Genomic DNA, 14597 nt, shown 5'->3' with positions numbered 1-14597 from the left:
CCACGATGGACCTGCGACATCTGCAGGGTTCCGAGGGCACGGTCCAGGCCTCCCTCAACACCGCCTTCGCCAGCAACGACGTCGTCGTCCCGGACGGCGCCGCCGTCGTCGTGGAGTCCCGCCAGGCTCTGGGCTCGCTGACAGTGCGGATGCAGGACGACGAGCGCCGCATCGCGGGGCTCGACGCCGGCGAGCATCGCTTCGGCCCGGCCGACGCGTCAGTGGAGATCCGGCTGACGGTGCAGTCGGCCTTCGGCTCGACCACGCTCTACGACGCCTCCAGCTACGCCGCCGAGGACCCTGAGGCGGCCGCCGCGTCCCGCCCCGATGGAGAGGTGACCCTCTGATGACGACGAATCCGCAGAACGAGACGACAGGGGCCGACGACTCGGGACGCTCAGCGAGCTCCCGCGACGCTCGGACCACGATGCCGCTCCCCCGCGAGCCCGAGGACGTCGACTCATTGCTCGCCGAGACGCTGCGCGCCGAGAGCGAGGAGCACTTCACCTGGAAGGAGCCTGAGCGGAAGCCGCGGTGGTACGAGCGTGTGGAGCAGCAGAGTCCCGCGGCGGCCTCCGCGAGCCGGACCGTCTCGCCGACGAGCTCCGCGGCGCCCGCCCCGATCGGCGCACCGACCGCAGCCTCGGGCGGCGGGCCGCGCATCGGCCAGCTGCTCCTGGGGGCCGCCTGCCTGCTGCTGGCGCTGTGGTGCCTCGCCGCCCTGGTGTTCGGCGTCGTGCTCGACCCGCTCGTGGTGGCGCTCGGGCTGTGCACGCTCGGCGGGCTGGCGCTGATCATCGCCGGCCTGCGACCGCGCCGTCGCCGCCGACTCTGACCGCCGCCGCCACGGTCCTGCTCCTCCGCGGCGTGCCGCGTCCGGACCCCGCCGTGGACCCTTGACCCCGGCCGGCCGCCGCGGCCTACTCTGCAGATCCCCCGGCTCGCCCGCGCCGGGCGACCTGAGGGAGTGAGACCGATGAGTCCGTCCGTGCCTCATGTGGTGGACGAGGAGACCTGGCGCCGAGAGGTCGAGACGCTCCGTGCCCGGGAGAAGGCCGCGACCCGCGAGCTCGACGCGATCGCCGCGCAGCGTCGCCGGCCGCCCATGGTGGAGATGCCGCCGTACACGCTGACCGGGTCCGACGGTCCGGTGCCCCTGGCCGACGTCTTCGACGGCGCCGCGCAGCTGATCACCTACCACCACATGTGGTTCCCCGACGAGGAGTGGCAGTGTCCCGGGTGCACCGGGTTCACCTCGCAGTTCACCCGGCTGGAGTTCCTCGCCGCCTACGACGCGCGCTTCGTGGTGGTGACCCAGGGAGAGATCGACGCCGCGCTGGCCTACCGGCAGAAGGTCGGCAACAGGATGCCCTGGTACTCCACCGCCGGCAGCAGCTTCGGCGCCGACGTCGGCGCCCCGCCCGGAGGCGAGTTCGCGGTCAACGTGTTCCTGCGGGACGGCGACGTCGTCTACCGCACCTGGCACACCACCGGCCGCGGCCTGGAGCAGCTGTCGCACACCTTCGGACTGATCGACACCCTGCCCTACGGCCGCCAGGAGGAGTGGCAGGACTCCCCCGCGGGCTGGCCGCAGTCGCCGACCTACAGCCGGTGGCCCGACTCGCCGACCATCGCCGCGACCTACGGAGGACAGCCCCGATGACCACCGGACCTGCGCACCAGGCGGGCGCCGCGGCCGATCGGATGCGCCGCAGCAGGACCCTCGACGCGCCGCCCGCGACGATCTTCGCCGTGCTGGCCGACCCGAACGAGCATCAGCACACCGAGCCGACGGACTGGGTGCGCGAGGCCCACGACACCGCACCGCTCACCGACGTCGGCCAGGTCTTCGGCATGCGCATGTTCCATGTGAACGCCGGCGGCGAGTACCGCATGGACAACCGGGTGATCGCCTTCGAACAGGACCGCGTCCTCGCCTGGGAGCCCGGCCAGTACGACGACGCCGGGCGGCTGGGCACCGGCGGCTGGACCTGGCGCTATGACCTGGCCCCCGTCGGCGGTGCCGGCCCCGGGGAGGATGATGCCGGGGACGACACCGAGCCTGGCACCGCGGTCACACTGACCTACGACTGGTCGGGGGTCCCGGAGCCGCTGCGCGAGACGTTCGGGCTGCCGCCCTTCGGGCCCGAGTTCCTCGACGACTCGCTGGCCGCGCTGGAGGCCCGGGTGACCGAGCTCGGCCGCTGAGCGTCCCCGGACGCAGACGGGCCCCGCCGGAGCATCTGCTCCTGCGGGGCCCGTCCATCAGCCGTGGCCGGCCGACGAGCGGAACGACGCGGACGTCGTTCCGGGATCACACGACGGTGATCACTTGAGGGAGACCGAGGCGCCTGCGCCCTCCAGGGTCTCCTTCGCCTTCTCGGCGGCCTCCTTGTCGACGCCCTCGAGCACCGGCTTCGGCGCGCCGTCGACCAGCTCCTTGGCCTCCTTCAGGCCCAGCGAGGTCAGGCCGCGGACCTCCTTGATGACGCCGATCTTCTTGTCGCCGGCGTCGTCCAGGATGACGTCGAACGCGGTCTGCTCCTCGGCCTCCTCGGCGGCCTCGCCGCCGGCCGGGGCAGCACCGACGGCGGCGACCGGGGCCGCGGCCGACACGTCGAAGGTCTCCTCGAACTCCTTCACGAACTCGGAGAGCTCGATCAGGGTCATCTCCTTGAACTGCGCGATCAGCTCTTCGTTGCTCAGCTTCGCCATGGTGGCGCTCCTTCTCGTCTTCATTCGCGTCGAGCCTCGACGGCTCCGACGCCTGCGGATCTCGGTGGTCTCAGCCGTGGGTCACGGCCGTCGTCGCATCCCGGTACGCCGCCGGGGTCCTGCGACCAGTCGTACTCAGCTCACTCGCCGGCCTGGTCGGCCCGCAGCGCCTCGACCGTGCGTGCGGCCTTCGACAGCGGAGCCTCGAACAGGGAGGCGGCCTTGGACTGGACGCCCACCAGGGCGCCTGCCAGCTTGCTGAGCAGAACCTCACGGGATTCAAGATCCGCGAGCTTCTGGACGTCCTCAGCGTCGAGGGTGGCGCCATCCATGTAGCCGCCCTTGACGATCAGCTGAGGGTTCTTCTTGGCAAAGTCACGCAGCGACTTCGCGACGTCCACGGGATCGCCGTGGACGAAGGCGATCGCGGACGGACCGGCCATCTGCCCCTTGAAGGAGTCGATGCCGGTCTCTTCGGCCGCGATCTCGGTCAGCGTGTTCTTCACCACGGCGTAGTGCGCGTTCTCCCGCACGGACCGGCGCAGCGTCTGCAGCTGGTCCACGGAGAGGCCGCGGTATTCCGTGAGCACTGCGGCGTTCGAGGAGGAGAAGAGGTCCTTCAGCTCCTCGACGGCGGCAGCCTTCTCAGGGGTCGCCATGGCACTCCTTCCGATCACTGGAGCCGGCCAAGGTCGTGCGGGGAACCTGAGGGCATGAAAAAAGCCCCGGCGCGCAGGCGCACGGGGCTCACTCCTCCGCCCGGAGCTCGGCGCGTCATGCAGACGCGCGACCACACAGATCAGGAATGGCTGGAATGCACCTGCGCAGGTCGCCCGAACGGGTCTTTACAGTTGCGCCATGCTCCGGGATCACTCCCGGCGACCTTGAGGATCCAGTGCCACTGGCTCCCCTGGCGACAACGACCGGCGGTCTTTGGTCAGTGGATACTCTACAGGACTGTTCCCGGCCCCTCAAATCGCGCCGACGGCGGGGCGCCGGCCCCGAGCACGGCTGAGGCCCGGCCCCCAGACGGGGAGCCGGGCCTCAGCGCGGAAGCCGGCGGGTCGGGCGAGGATCAGGCCTCGGCGACGACCTTGGTGACGTTCGGGTCGACCTGGATGCCCGGGCCGAAGGTCGTGGTCATCGCGGCGCGCTGGATGTAGCGACCCTTAGACGACGACGGCTTCAGCCGCAGCACCTCGTCCAGCGCGGCGGCGTAGTTCTCCGCCAGCTGCTGGTCATCGAAGCTGGTGCGCCCGATGATGAAGTGCAGGTTCGCGTGCTTGTCGACGCGGAAGTCGATCTTGCCGCCCTTGATGTCGCCCACGGCCTTGGCGACATCCGGGGTCACCGTGCCGGTCTTCGGGTTCGGCATCAGGTTGCGCGGACCGAGGACCTTGCCGAGCCGACCGACCTTGCCCATCATGTCGGGCGAGGCGACCGCGGCGTCGAAGTCGGTCCAGCCGTCGGCGACCTGGGCGATGAGCTCGTCGCCGCCCACGAAGTCGGCGCCGGCCTCCTCAGCCTTGGCGGCGTTGTCGCCCTGGGTGAAGACGACCACGCGGGCGGTCTTGCCGGTGCCGTGCGGCAGGTTGACCGTGCCGCGGACCATCTGATCGGCCTTCCGCGGGTCGACGCTCAGCCGGAAGGCGACCTCGACGGTCGCGTCCTTGCTGGACGGATTGGTCTCCTTGGCCAGCTTCACGGCCTCGACCGGGGTGTAGAGGGCATCCTCGCTGACCTTCTCAGCGGCTGCCCGGTATGCTTTGCTGCGCTTTGCCATCTGCAGTGTTCTCCTTAGCAGTTGTGGTGCGACGGACCGCGCGCGATCCTTCCCACAGTTGTTCGCCGGTCGGAGGCTGGATCAGCCCTCGACCGTGATGCCCATGGACCGGGCGGTGCCGGCCACGATCTTCGTGGCGGCCTCGAGGTCGTTCGCGTTCAGATCCTCCATCTTGGTCTGAGCGATCTCCTCGACCTGGGACAGATCGACGGAGCCGACCTTCTGCAGATGCGGCTCGCCGGATCCCTTCTGCACGCCCGCGGCCTTCTTGATCAGCTCGGCCGCCGGCGGGGTCTTGGTGATGAAGGTGAAGGAGCGGTCCTCGTAGACCGTGATCTCCACAGGGATCACATTGCCGCGCTGCGACTCCGTCGCGGCGTTGTAAGCCTTGCAGAACTCCATGATGTTGACACCGTGCTGACCCAGCGCGGGACCGATGGGCGGTGCCGGGTTGGCGGCACCCGCCTCGATCTGCAGCTTGATCAGGCCGGCGACTTTCTTCTTCGGGGCCATGTCTCAGCGTCCTTCGTTCGTTCGATGTCCCTGCTGCCACAGGAGCGTGAGCAGAGGGGGTGGCCACCCTGGCGTGATGACCGCACGACGACGCCGACCAAAGCCATCGGCGTCGTCGAAGCCTGTATTCGGATGTGTCCGCCCGCCCCGTCCTCGGCGACGGCGCGGCGGATCAGTAGACCTTGTCCACCTGGCTGAAGTTCAGCGTCACCGGGGTCTCGCGCTCGAAGATGGAGACCAGCACGACGAGCTGGCGGCTGTCCGGGTGGATCTCGGAGATCGTGGCCGGCAGCGTGGCGAACGGGCCGTCGTTGACGGTGACGGACTCGCCGACCTCGAAGTCCACGGTCACGCCCTCGGAGGCGGCCGGAGCGGCGCCGCCGGGCTCGCCCGCGCCGGATTCCGCCGTCTTCGGAGCGTCCGGGCGGCCCAGCCGGTGCTCGGCGAGCATGTCGAAGACCTCGTCGAGGGTCAGCGGGTGCGGGTCGTAGGCGTTGCCGACGAATCCGGTGACTCCGGGGGTGTGGCGCACCACGCCCCAGGAGGCGTCGGTGAGCTCCATGCGCACGACCACGTAGCCGGGGATCCGCACTCGATTGACGACCTTGCGCTGGGTGCCCTTGATCTCCACGGCCTCTTCCATGGGGACGTCGATCTCGAAGATCTGGTCCTCCATGTCCTGAGTCTGGATGCGCGTCTCCAGATTGGACTTCACGCGCTTCTCATAGCCGGAGTAGGTGTGCACGACGTACCAGTCGCCGAGCTGGCGACGCAGCGTGCCGCGCAGCTCCTCGGCGCGCTGCTCCCAGGTCTTCTCCTCCTCGGCCGGCTCCTCCGCCGACTCGTCGACCTGGTCGCCCGCCTGCTCGCCGTCCTGCGCGGAGGCGGAGTCCTGCTGATCGGCGTCGGCCTCGTCGCCGGCGTCCTCCGCGGCAGGGGCCTCGACCTCGGCGGAGTCGACCGCGGCCTCCGGGGCGGTCTCGGCCGTCTCCTCGACGCCGACCTCCGGGGCCTCGGCCTCGGCCTGCTGCGAACGTTCCTGATCAGACACTGCGTCTCCTGCTCTGCGTGGTGCGTGCCTCAGGCCCGCTGCGCTGCAGGGGATCCGTCGGCCGCTTCGTCATGTCACTGCGGTCATCCGTCGTGCCGGCCGACGGGCGACCCGTGCGGATCACTCGCCGACTGCGCCCTCCCCGGCCGCCGCGGCGGAGGCGGAGGCGCCGCCGCCGAACAGCCAGTCGGCGCCGGCGCCGAACAGCCAGTCCAGCCCCGTGACGATGAGGATCACCACGATCACGAACACCAGCACGACCAGCGTGTAGTTGGTCAGCTCGCGCCGGGTGGGGACGACCACCTTCTTGAGCTCGTCGACGACCTGGCGGAGGAACAGCCACATCCTGCCGAACGGGCCCCGGGGGCCTCCTCCATCCGGGGACGACCCCTGGACTTCGGTGGACGGCGTCTGGGACACGGGGGCTCCATCTGGTCGAAGAACTCGGTGCGATGCTGATCGTCATGACCGGGTCACGACGACGCTCAGCGCAGGGCAGACAGGACTCGAACCTGCAACCTACGGTTTTGGAGACCGTTGCGCTACCAATTGCGCCACTGCCCTAGGGATCCTGCGGACCCGCACCGACCATTCTCGCATCGAACCTCACCGGCGCAAAGACGGCGCAGATCAGGCCTCGAAAGCGGCACGGCCGTGCCAGCCCACGTGATACCGATGGGCAAGTCTACGCTCCGGCGATGAAACTCGGCAAACCCGCCCTGCCGACGGTCGAGTCCGGGACGCTCCGACGCTAGGCTGACCATCGTCGGCCGCCGTGCCGCGACGCACGTCCCTCGCCGCACGACGCCGCCGCATGCCCCGAAGAAGGCCCGGACAGCAGGCCGCACGAAGGCCACGGAAGGAACCCCTCCATGACCGCACCGACCTCCCGCGTCTCCCGCCGGATCGGCTCCATCGCCGAGTCCGCGACGCTCGCCGTCGACGCCAAGGCCAAGGCCATGAAGGCCGCCGGAGAGGGTGTGGTCGGGTTCGGCGCCGGAGAGCCCGACTTCCCGACTCCGGACTACATCGTCGAGGCCGCCGTCGACGCCGCTCGGAACCCGCGCTTCCACCGCTATTCGCCGGCCGCCGGCCTCCCGGAGCTGCGCGAGGCCGTGGCCGAGAAGACCGCCCGCGACTCCGGCCTGCCCGTCGAGGCGCAGCAGGTGCTGATCACCAACGGCGGCAAGCAGGCGGTGTACAACACCTTCGCGACGCTGCTCGACCCCGGCGACGAGGTCCTGGTGCCCGCTCCCTACTGGACCACCTACCCGGAGGCGATCAAGCTCGCCGACGGTGTGCCGGTGGAGGTCTTCGCCGGCCCCGAGCAGGGCTACCAGGTCACCGTCGAGCAGCTGGAGGCCGCCGTCACCGAACGCACCAAGGTGCTGGTCTTCGTCTCGCCGTCGAACCCCACCGGCGCGGTGCAGTCGCCTCAGGCCACGGAGGAGATCGGACGCTGGGCCGCGGAGAAGGGCCTGTGGGTGGTCACCGACGAGATCTACGAGCACCTGACCTACGACGGCGTCCCCTTCACCTCCATCGCCTCGGTCGACGAGCTCGCCGACCAGGTGGTCGTGCTCAACGGCGTGGCCAAGACCTATGCGATGACCGGCTGGCGCGTCGGCTGGATGGTCGGTCCCGCCGACGTCATCAAGGCCGCCTCCAACCTGCAGTCGCACGCGACGTCGAACGTCGCCAACGTCTCGCAGATGGCCGCGCTGGCGGCGATCACCGGCCCGCTGGACTCGGTGGAGGAGATGAAGGTCGCCTTCGACCGGCGCCGCCGGGCGATGGTCGAGGGGCTGAACGCGATCTCCGGCTTCTCCTGCCCCACCCCGCAGGGCGCCTTCTACGCCTACGTGGACGTCCGCGGGGCGCTGGGCCGCGAGATCGGCGGGACCACCCCGCAGACCTCCGCGGAGCTGGCCGAGGTCATCCTCGAGCAGGCCAAGGTCGCCGTCGTCCCCGGCGAGGCCTTCGGCCCCGGCGGCTTCCTGCGGCTCTCCTACGCGCTGGGCGACGAGGACCTCGCCCGCGGGCTGGAGCGCATCCGCGAGCTGCTCGGCTCGGCCTGAGCCGCCGTCGGCCCGTCGGGCGCCCCGGCCCGCGGACGGATGCGCGCCCGACGATGAGAACTGTGAGCGACACCGCTTAGACTGGGCCCGCACCTGCCGACGGCGTCAGGCTCCCCATCCCGCGACACACAGGAAGGACGAGCTGAATCATGCGCATCGGCCTGCTCACCTCCGGGGGCGACTGCCCCGGACTCAACGCCGTCATCCGGTCCGCCGTGCTGCACGGCATCAAGAGCTTCGGCGACGAGTTCGTCGGATTCCGCGGCGGCTGGCGCGGACTCATCGAGGGCGACTACATGCCCCTCGAGCGCCAGGACGTCCGCGGCCTCTCCCGAGACGGCGGCACGATCCTCGGCACCTCGCGCACCCACCCGTACAACCACCCGCAGGGCGGTGCCGAGAACATCGCCGCGACCATGCGCGAGCATGGCGTCGACGCGGTGATCGCCATCGGCGGCGAGGGCACGCTCGCCGGCGCCCGCCGGCTCGCCGCCGACGGCCTGCCGGTGGTCGGCGTCCCCAAGACGATCGACAACGATCTGAAGGCCACCGACTACACCTTCGGCTTCGACACCGCGATCTCCATCGCCACCGACGCGATGGACCGGCTGCGCACCACCGGCGAATCGCATCACCGCTGCATGGTCGCCGAGGTCATGGGCCGCCACGTCGGCTGGATCGCCCTGCACTCCGGCATGGCCGCCGGGGCGCATGCCATCCTCATCCCCGAGCAGCGCGTCGACATGGAGCAGGTCACCGAGTGGGTCGAGCAGGTCCACTCGCGCGGCCGCTCGCCGCTGGTCGTCGTGGCCGAGGGGTTCATCCCGGAGGGCACCGAGGAGGCAGTGGCCGACAAGGGCCGCGAGGCCGACGGCCGGCCCCGACTGGGCGGCATCGGCCAGTGGCTGGCCGGCGGCATCGAGGAGCGCACCGGCATCGAGACCCGCAGCACCACGCTGGGCCACATCCAGCGCGGCGGCAACCCCACCGGCTACGACCGGGTGCTCGCGACCCGCTTCGGCATGCGCGCGCTGGATCTGGTGCACGAGGAGGCCTGGGGGCACATGGCCTCGCTGCGCGGCACCGAGATCGTCAAGGTCGACCTCGCCGAGGCCCTGGACGGGCTCAAGGAGGTCCCGGCCGAGCGCTACGAGGAGGCCCAGATCCTCTTCGGCCGCTGATCCGGCGCCGAGGCCCCCGACGTCACGATGACTCCGCGGAACGTGCGGGAATGCACGCTCATTCCCACGCATTCCGCGGAGTCATCCTGTCTCTGGGCCGCGTAGGGTGGAGGGCATGCCGCTGACCGAGCACACCCGCCAGATCATCCGCCTGGCCTGGGCGCGCACCCTGCAGCTCGACGACTTCGACCTCGAGCGCGGCGACCCGGCGCTGCGCCTGGAAGTCGTCGACGACGAGGCCGCGTCGCTCTCCTTCACACGGCTCTTCGATCGAGCAGTGCTCTCCGGCCCCGAATCGCTGCTCGACAGCGCGCGCGCCGTGCCCGACGAGCAGCTGGCCGACGAGACCCGGCTGCTGGCGCTGGCCGCCGCCGAGCACCCCGGCGCACGCATCGCCGGCGAGACCTTCCTGCTGTGCAGCGAGGAGCCGCCCGAGGTGCCGCCCTCGCCGGCGGCCGCCGGCGCGATCTCCTTCGACCCGGGGCCGCTGCGCGAGCTTCTGGAGGCCTCTCCGGCCGACGACGTCGCCGCCTCCGGACTTCCCGAGGCCGAGTGGGCCGCGACGCTGGTCGACGAGTCCGACGGGACGCCGCTGACCGCGGCCGGCCGCCGCGTGCAGCAGATGATGCTCGGCGAGCTCGGCGTGCTGACGGCCCCGGCGCATCGCGGTCGGGGGCTGGCCGCCCACGTCGGCGCCGTCGCCGTGGAGGAGGCCTTCGTCGACGGACTGGTGCCGCAGTGGCGGGCCGCAGTGGAGGCTCCGGCCTCGCGGCGGCTGGCCCACGCGCTCGGCTTCGTCGACATCGGCGCCCGAACCACCGTCACCCTGGGCTGAGAGCCGCGCCCCACAGACAGGATGACTCCGTGGGACGTGCGGGAAAATGCGCGCTTTCCCACACGTCCCACGGAGTCATCGCCGGGGGCGGCATCGCCGGGGGAGGCATCGCCGGGGGGCGGCATCGCTCGCGGCGAGGTGCGTTCAGCGGCGCGGCGGGCGCACGAAGTCGCCCTTCGGGCGGCCCACCGCCTGGCCGGCGTCGGGCTTCACGATCATCTCCTGGGCGGCGGCGTAGAAGCTCGGCGCGGGGAATTCACCGGTCTCGGCGGTCTCGGCGGTCTCGGCGGTCTCCGACGACTCGTCGCCCTGCTCCGCCGCGGGCCCGCGGTTCGGATCGCGGACGACCAGCTGCGCCTCGGGGTCCACCCGACGCTTGACCAGCGCCAGCGCGATCGGCCCCATCTCGTGGTGCCGAGCGGTGGAGGTCACCCGGCCCACCGACCGCTCGCCGGCCAGCGTCTCGGGATCCGTCGCCCCGCGCGGGGCGAGCACGTCCGAGCCGACTGCCGGCAGCGTGTGCTCGCTGCCGTCGAGCTGCAGGAAGACCAGCCGGCGCGGAGGATGGCCCAGGTTGTGCACGCGGGCGACGGTCTCCTGGCCGCGATAGCACCCCTTGGCCAGATGCACCGCCGTGCGGATCAGATCCAGCTCATGCGGGATGGCCTTCTCGTCGACCTCGCGGGCCAGCCGCGGACGCCAGGCGGCCACGCGCAGCGCCTCGGCGGCGTGCACGCCGGCCAGACTCCATCCGGCCTCGACCTCGAGGGCCTCGACGGCGGCGACGAGCCACTCGCGGGCGACCACCGTCAGATGCCAGGACCAGTCCGCGCCGGGGTGCTCGGACTCCTCGACGGCGGCGTAGCTGGCCGCCCCGGGGCCCAGCCGCGGCCACGGGTCCTGCCAGCGGACGACCTCTCCGGGCAGCTCCTCGGGCGGCGCGGCCACGGAGCCGAGCACCGCGCAGTCGCCGGTGCGATCGACGATCTCGACCTGCAGCATGAACTTCATCGACTCGAGCCACGCGGCCAGCACGCCGCCGTGGGTGTTCTCGGTGATCAGCCAGGCGGTCGCGCCGTCGTCGACGACGGCGGCGTCATGCTCGATCCGCCCGGAGAGGTCGAGCAGCAGCAGCTCGGTGGACTCGCCGGGGGCCAGTGAGGAGACCTGCTGCGAGGAGAGCGTGGTCAGCCAGGACAGCCGGTCCGGCCCGGAGACGGTCACCACCGATCGATGGGAGAGGTCGACGACGGCCCGGCCGGCCTCCAGACGACGCTGCTCGCGCACCGGATCGCCGTAGTGGGCTGCGACGGCGGCGTCCTCCGCCTCGGCGGCGACGGCCCCGCGGCGATCCAGCAGCGGCGAGCGCTCCTGGCCGGGACGGTCGCCGGCGTGCTCGTCGGCGGGGTCGGTCGGCGGGGTCTCGGTGTCGGTCACCAGCACTCCTGACGTCGTGGGCTCGTCGCCAGCGGCTCCGGCGCCGAGCATCCTGACGGGACGTCGACGCGCAGCGTCGGGATCAGACGCCGTCGACCTCGGAGGCGGAGGCGATGCGGTCCAGCACCGCCGAGGCGTGCGGGACGGCCTCGCCGTCGACGGTCTGCAGGTCCCAGCGCCAGAACAGCTGGCCGTTCACCAGCCCGAACATGCGGGTGGCCCCGCTGTATTCCGCCGCGTGCTCGCCGCGCATCACGCCGTCGGTGGCCATCTGCAGCTGCGGGCCCTTGATGCGCCCGGTGTACAGCTCGGTGAGGCTCCCCGGATGCGCGATCGTCGCGGTGATCGGGTACGTGCCGTCGTCGACGGCCAGGTCCTCGACCTCGGAGGCGGTCTTATAGGCCGGGACCACGTCGGCGGGGTCCAGCCCGGGGCCGACGTCGGCGTCGGCGCGCGGGCGGTGCAGCGACCAGAAGCCGGTCTCCACGCTCAGCGGACGCAGGCGGGTGCCGTCGGCGTCGGAGAGCCAGCTCTGCGCGCGGTACTCGACGAACTCCAGCCCGGAGTCGCGGAAGGTGACCCGCTGGGTGAAGATCGGGTCCGACTCCTCGCCGGCGCCGAGGCCGCCCCTGCCCCTCCCACGCGGCCGAGCAGCCAGTACAGCGGCGCCAGCTCCGGGGTGATGTCGGTGGGGAGCTCCATCGGTGCCACGGGTCAGCGCTGTCCCTTGTAGAGGCGGGTGATCACGGTCAGCGAGATGCCGGCGATGACCAGAGCCACCAGCACGAGCAGGCCGATGAAGAAGATCTCCAGTCCCAGCAGCGAGACGTTCTGCAGTGCGATGTCCATGTCAGCGAGTCTACCGGGTCGGCTGCAGCGTCGTCAGGCGTGCGTCAGACCAGCAGCAGGCGCTCGGCGAAGAAGACCAGTGCGCCCATCACCGCCACCGGGGCGGTGCCGACGGCGAGCGCGGCCATCCGGCCCTCGGGCGCGCCGCGGTGCAGCAGCAGCCGCCGCATCGCCGAGACCAGCAGCCCGGCCGCCAGTCCGAGCACCACGGCGAAGAGCGTGGTCAGTTCGCCCCAGGCCAGGCCCACTCCGAGGGCGGCGACCGCCGTGCCCAGGATGACCAGCGGCAGGGCGAGGACCTCGCGCAGCGGCAGGCAGGCTAGCAGCACGGCGACGCAGAGCGCCAGCGCGGCCAGGCCGACGACGGTCAGCTCGCCGGAGGTCCCGCTGACGCCGAGCACGCCCCAGTCCTCGTAGGGCAGCGGACTGCGGATGAGCACCAGGCCGGTGCGGTCGCCGCCGATGCCGACCAGCTCGGCGGGATACCGCAGCCCGGCCACCCAGCCGGCCGCCGTCGTCGTCACCACCACGCCGGAGGAGGCGCCGATCGTCGACTCGATCCGGTGGGGACGTCCGGTGCCGCGGACCACCTGGATGACGAAGATGGCCATCACCCCGAAGGCCAGCGCCACCGAGGACCAGAAGAACAGCGACTCGACCGCCGAGACGACGGCCGCGCCCAGCGCGGCGACGACGCCGGCGCCCAGGATGACCGCCGCGAGCGAGCGGCGCGCGGCCACGCCCATCAGCTGCGGCCAGCCCAGCGAGACGACGAGGCACATCAGGCAGACCACCGCCGCGAGCGCCGGCGCGCCGGCGAAGGAGGAGGCCAGCAGCGCCGCCGCGGCGAGCAGGCCGGAGAGGGCCACGGGAAGGTGTTTCACAGCAGACCATCCTGCCAGAGCCGACGCAACGCGGCTCGGCGCGGCGGCGGCGCGGCTATACTCGGTCCGTGCGGCACGACGGCGCCAGGCCCGCGGGCCCGTGACGTCGTCGAGCCCTCCGGCCGAGGAGACGACGCGAGGACAGGGGAGACCACGGATGGCCCAGGTGCTGCTGCTCACCGACACTCCCGAGGACGCCCTGCCGTCGCTGGAGCTGCTCACCCACCGGGTCCGGGTCTTCCCCGCCGAAGCCTCGAGCATCGTGCGCGCTCCCAGCGCGGACATCACCCTGGTCGACGCGCGCGGCCAGCTCGCCCACGCCCGCTCGCTCTGCCAGCTGGTGCGGCAGTCGATGGCCACGCCGGTGGTCGCCGTCGTCACCGAGGCGGGGCTCCCCACGCTGAACGAGAGCTGGCAGATCGACGACTTCGTGCTCGCCGAGGCCGGCCCCGGCGAGATCGACGCGCGCATCCGCATGGGCGCCGTCGAGGCCGAGGAGGAGGACCGCACCGGCGAGATCCGCGCCGGCGGGATCACCATCGACGAGACCACCTACATGGCCACCATCGACGGCCGGCTGCTCAATCTCACCTACAAGGAGTTCGAGCTGCTCAAGCACCTGGCGCTGCACCCCGGCCACGTCTTCACCCGGGACCGGCTGCTGCACGACGTCTGGGGCTACGACTACTTCGGCGGCACCCGCACCGTCGACGTCCACATCCGTCGGCTGCGGGCGAAGCTGGGACCGGACCACGAGTCGCTGATCGGCACCGTCCGCAACGTCGGCTACCGCCTGGTGGTCGCCCGCTCCGACCAGGGGCCGGACGACGGCGACGACGCCGCGAGCGACGACGAGCCGGGCGCCTGAACTGACCGCCTGAACTGACCGCCTGAACGGACGCCCGACCCGACGCCGGCCCGCCCCGGCGACGCCCGCAGGCCAGGAACCTCGGACCCGGTCCCAGGGGTGGTGCTGCTCCGATACAGTGGAGCCATGAGCTCCGAGGACACGACGAGCACCCCCGCCCCGACGGGACCCTCCGCGGGGAGCACCCCGGGGTCCCCGGCCGAGATCACCGTGGAGACCCGCTCCGCCGCTCCGGATCCCGATCTGGTCCGCGCGCTGGAGGAGCTGGCCCGCACCGCCGAGGAGGCCGACGGCAATCCGCCCTTCTCGGAGCAGACGCTGATCGAGCTGGAGAAGGCCGGATCGGCCGCCCCCTCCGCCGCGGACGCCGGCGACGACTCCCCGCTGCGCCTCGCCGTCGCCC

General features: G+C 71.7%; 17 protein-coding genes, 1 tRNA gene and 2 pseudogenes. 9 read left to right on the top strand and 11 right to left on the bottom strand.

Annotation, left to right across the window (positions count from 1 at the left end; genetic code table 11):
- The 4 genes from GU5_RS17200 to GU5_RS0103700 form a co-directional block, all read left to right on the top strand.
- A partial coding sequence (locus tag GU5_RS17200) for a hypothetical protein (protein WP_010524238.1) occupies positions 1 to 347 on the top strand: 347 nt, incomplete at its 5' end.
- Complete coding sequence (locus GU5_RS0103710) at positions 347 to 835, top strand: hypothetical protein (RefSeq protein WP_010524237.1); 489 nt, start codon at positions 347 to 349, stop codon at positions 833 to 835. The genes GU5_RS17200 and GU5_RS0103710, both read left to right, overlap by 1 nt.
- A gap of 141 nt (positions 836 to 976) precedes the next feature.
- Positions 977 to 1663, top strand: a complete 687-nt coding sequence (locus GU5_RS0103705; protein ID WP_033227820.1) for a DUF899 family protein — start codon at positions 977 to 979, stop codon at positions 1661 to 1663.
- Entirely contained in the window at positions 1660 to 2208 is a 549-nt protein-coding gene (locus tag GU5_RS0103700; protein ID WP_010524235.1) for an SRPBCC family protein, read from the top strand. Before GU5_RS0103705 ends, GU5_RS0103700 begins: the two co-directional genes overlap by 4 nt.
- 120 nt (positions 2209 to 2328) lie before the next feature.
- On the opposite strand, the gene rplL is transcribed toward GU5_RS0103700, so the two are convergent.
- From rplL to GU5_RS0103665, 7 genes are all read right to left on the bottom strand, one after another.
- Entirely contained in the window at positions 2329 to 2715 is a 387-nt protein-coding gene (gene rplL, locus GU5_RS0103695) for a 50S ribosomal protein L7/L12 (RefSeq protein ID WP_010524234.1), read from the bottom strand.
- Between the two features lie 140 nt (positions 2716 to 2855).
- Positions 2856 to 3374, bottom strand: a complete 519-nt coding sequence (rplJ, locus tag GU5_RS0103690; RefSeq protein WP_010524233.1) for a 50S ribosomal protein L10 — start codon at positions 3372 to 3374, stop codon at positions 2856 to 2858.
- 416 nt (positions 3375 to 3790) lie between these two features.
- Positions 3791 to 4498, bottom strand: coding sequence for a 50S ribosomal protein L1 (gene rplA / locus GU5_RS0103685; protein WP_010524232.1), 708 nt, complete (start codon positions 4496 to 4498; stop codon positions 3791 to 3793).
- A gap of 81 nt (positions 4499 to 4579) precedes the next feature.
- Positions 4580 to 5011, bottom strand: a complete 432-nt coding sequence (rplK, locus tag GU5_RS0103680; protein ID WP_010524231.1) for a 50S ribosomal protein L11 — start codon at positions 5009 to 5011, stop codon at positions 4580 to 4582.
- 172 nt (positions 5012 to 5183) lie between these two features.
- Complete coding sequence (locus GU5_RS0103675) at positions 5184 to 6062, bottom strand: transcription termination/antitermination protein NusG (RefSeq protein WP_010524230.1); 879 nt, start codon at positions 6060 to 6062, stop codon at positions 5184 to 5186.
- A gap of 120 nt (positions 6063 to 6182) precedes the next feature.
- Positions 6183 to 6482: a preprotein translocase subunit SecE gene (gene secE, locus GU5_RS13890; RefSeq protein ID WP_050806582.1), complete on the bottom strand. Its 300-nt coding sequence runs from the start codon at positions 6480 to 6482 to the stop codon at positions 6183 to 6185.
- 71 nt (positions 6483 to 6553) lie between these two features.
- Positions 6554 to 6626: transfer RNA gene (locus GU5_RS0103665), tRNA-Trp, on the bottom strand.
- 308 nt (positions 6627 to 6934) lie between these two features.
- Here GU5_RS0103665 and GU5_RS0103660 point away from each other — a divergent pair.
- The 3 genes from GU5_RS0103660 (at position 6935) to GU5_RS16215 (ending at position 10156) form a co-directional block, all read left to right on the top strand.
- Positions 6935 to 8140 (top strand): pyridoxal phosphate-dependent aminotransferase, encoded by a 1206-nt coding sequence (locus GU5_RS0103660; protein WP_010524228.1) that lies wholly within the window; start codon positions 6935 to 6937, stop codon positions 8138 to 8140.
- A gap of 149 nt (positions 8141 to 8289) precedes the next feature.
- Positions 8290 to 9321 (top strand): 6-phosphofructokinase, encoded by a 1032-nt coding sequence (locus GU5_RS0103655; RefSeq protein ID WP_010524227.1) that lies wholly within the window; start codon positions 8290 to 8292, stop codon positions 9319 to 9321.
- Between the two features lie 115 nt (positions 9322 to 9436).
- Positions 9437 to 10156, top strand: a complete 720-nt coding sequence (locus GU5_RS16215; protein ID WP_010524226.1) for a GNAT family N-acetyltransferase — start codon at positions 9437 to 9439, stop codon at positions 10154 to 10156.
- Positions 10157 to 10300: 144 nt separating this feature from the next.
- Here the strand turns inward: GU5_RS16215 and GU5_RS0103645 are convergent, their stop codons facing one another.
- From GU5_RS0103645 to GU5_RS0103630, 4 genes and pseudogenes are all read right to left on the bottom strand, one after another.
- A complete protein-coding gene (locus GU5_RS0103645; protein ID WP_010524225.1) occupies positions 10301 to 11599 on the bottom strand; it encodes a folate-binding protein YgfZ in 1299 nt (432 codons plus the stop codon).
- Positions 11600 to 11675: 76 nt separating this feature from the next.
- A pseudogene (locus GU5_RS15805) lies at positions 11676 to 12295 on the bottom strand (FABP family protein).
- Positions 12296 to 12307: 12 nt separating this feature from the next.
- Entirely contained in the window at positions 12308 to 12442 is a 135-nt protein-coding gene (locus GU5_RS17770; RefSeq protein WP_255348835.1) for a hypothetical protein, read from the bottom strand.
- 44 nt (positions 12443 to 12486) lie between these two features.
- A complete protein-coding gene (locus tag GU5_RS0103630; RefSeq protein ID WP_010524223.1) occupies positions 12487 to 13326 on the bottom strand; it encodes a hypothetical protein in 840 nt (279 codons plus the stop codon).
- Positions 13327 to 13483: 157 nt separating this feature from the next.
- Here GU5_RS0103630 and GU5_RS0103625 point away from each other — a divergent pair, with 157 nt between their 5' ends.
- On the top strand, positions 13484 to 14194 hold the full coding sequence (locus GU5_RS0103625; RefSeq protein ID WP_010524222.1) for a response regulator transcription factor: 711 nt from the start codon (positions 13484 to 13486) through the stop codon (positions 14192 to 14194).
- Between the two features lie 126 nt (positions 14195 to 14320).
- Positions 14321 to 14597 (top strand): annotated as a pseudogene (locus GU5_RS13875) (hypothetical protein); the annotation flags it as partial.

Source organism: Nesterenkonia sp. F (assembly GCF_000220985.1).
GTDB lineage: Bacteria > Actinomycetota > Actinomycetes > Actinomycetales > Micrococcaceae > Nesterenkonia.
The sequence above is the reverse complement of the archived record's forward strand: the minus strand, read 5'-3'. Positions and strand labels throughout refer to the sequence as shown.

Coding starts and splice junctions, on each gene's coding strand:
- GU5_RS0103700 (WP_010524235.1), top strand. CDS start 1,660: ATGACCACCGGACCTGCGCACCAGGCGGGCGCCGCGGCCGATCGGATG.
- GU5_RS16215 (WP_010524226.1), top strand. CDS start 9,437: ATGCCGCTGACCGAGCACACCCGCCAGATCATCCGCCTGGCCTGGGCG.
- rplJ (WP_010524233.1), bottom strand. CDS start 3,374: ATGGCGACCCCTGAGAAGGCTGCCGCCGTCGAGGAGCTGAAGGACCTC.
- GU5_RS0103710 (WP_010524237.1), top strand. CDS start 347: ATGACGACGAATCCGCAGAACGAGACGACAGGGGCCGACGACTCGGGA.
- GU5_RS0103705 (WP_033227820.1), top strand. CDS start 977: ATGAGTCCGTCCGTGCCTCATGTGGTGGACGAGGAGACCTGGCGCCGA.
- GU5_RS0103625 (WP_010524222.1), top strand. CDS start 13,484: ATGGCCCAGGTGCTGCTGCTCACCGACACTCCCGAGGACGCCCTGCCG.
- rplL (WP_010524234.1), bottom strand. CDS start 2,715: ATGGCGAAGCTGAGCAACGAAGAGCTGATCGCGCAGTTCAAGGAGATG.
- rplA (WP_010524232.1), bottom strand. CDS start 4,498: ATGGCAAAGCGCAGCAAAGCATACCGGGCAGCCGCTGAGAAGGTCAGC.
- rplK (WP_010524231.1), bottom strand. CDS start 5,011: ATGGCCCCGAAGAAGAAAGTCGCCGGCCTGATCAAGCTGCAGATCGAG.
- GU5_RS0103655 (WP_010524227.1), top strand. CDS start 8,290: ATGCGCATCGGCCTGCTCACCTCCGGGGGCGACTGCCCCGGACTCAAC.
- GU5_RS17770 (WP_255348835.1), bottom strand. CDS start 12,442: ATGGACATCGCACTGCAGAACGTCTCGCTGCTGGGACTGGAGATCTTC.
- GU5_RS0103660 (WP_010524228.1), top strand. CDS start 6,935: ATGACCGCACCGACCTCCCGCGTCTCCCGCCGGATCGGCTCCATCGCC.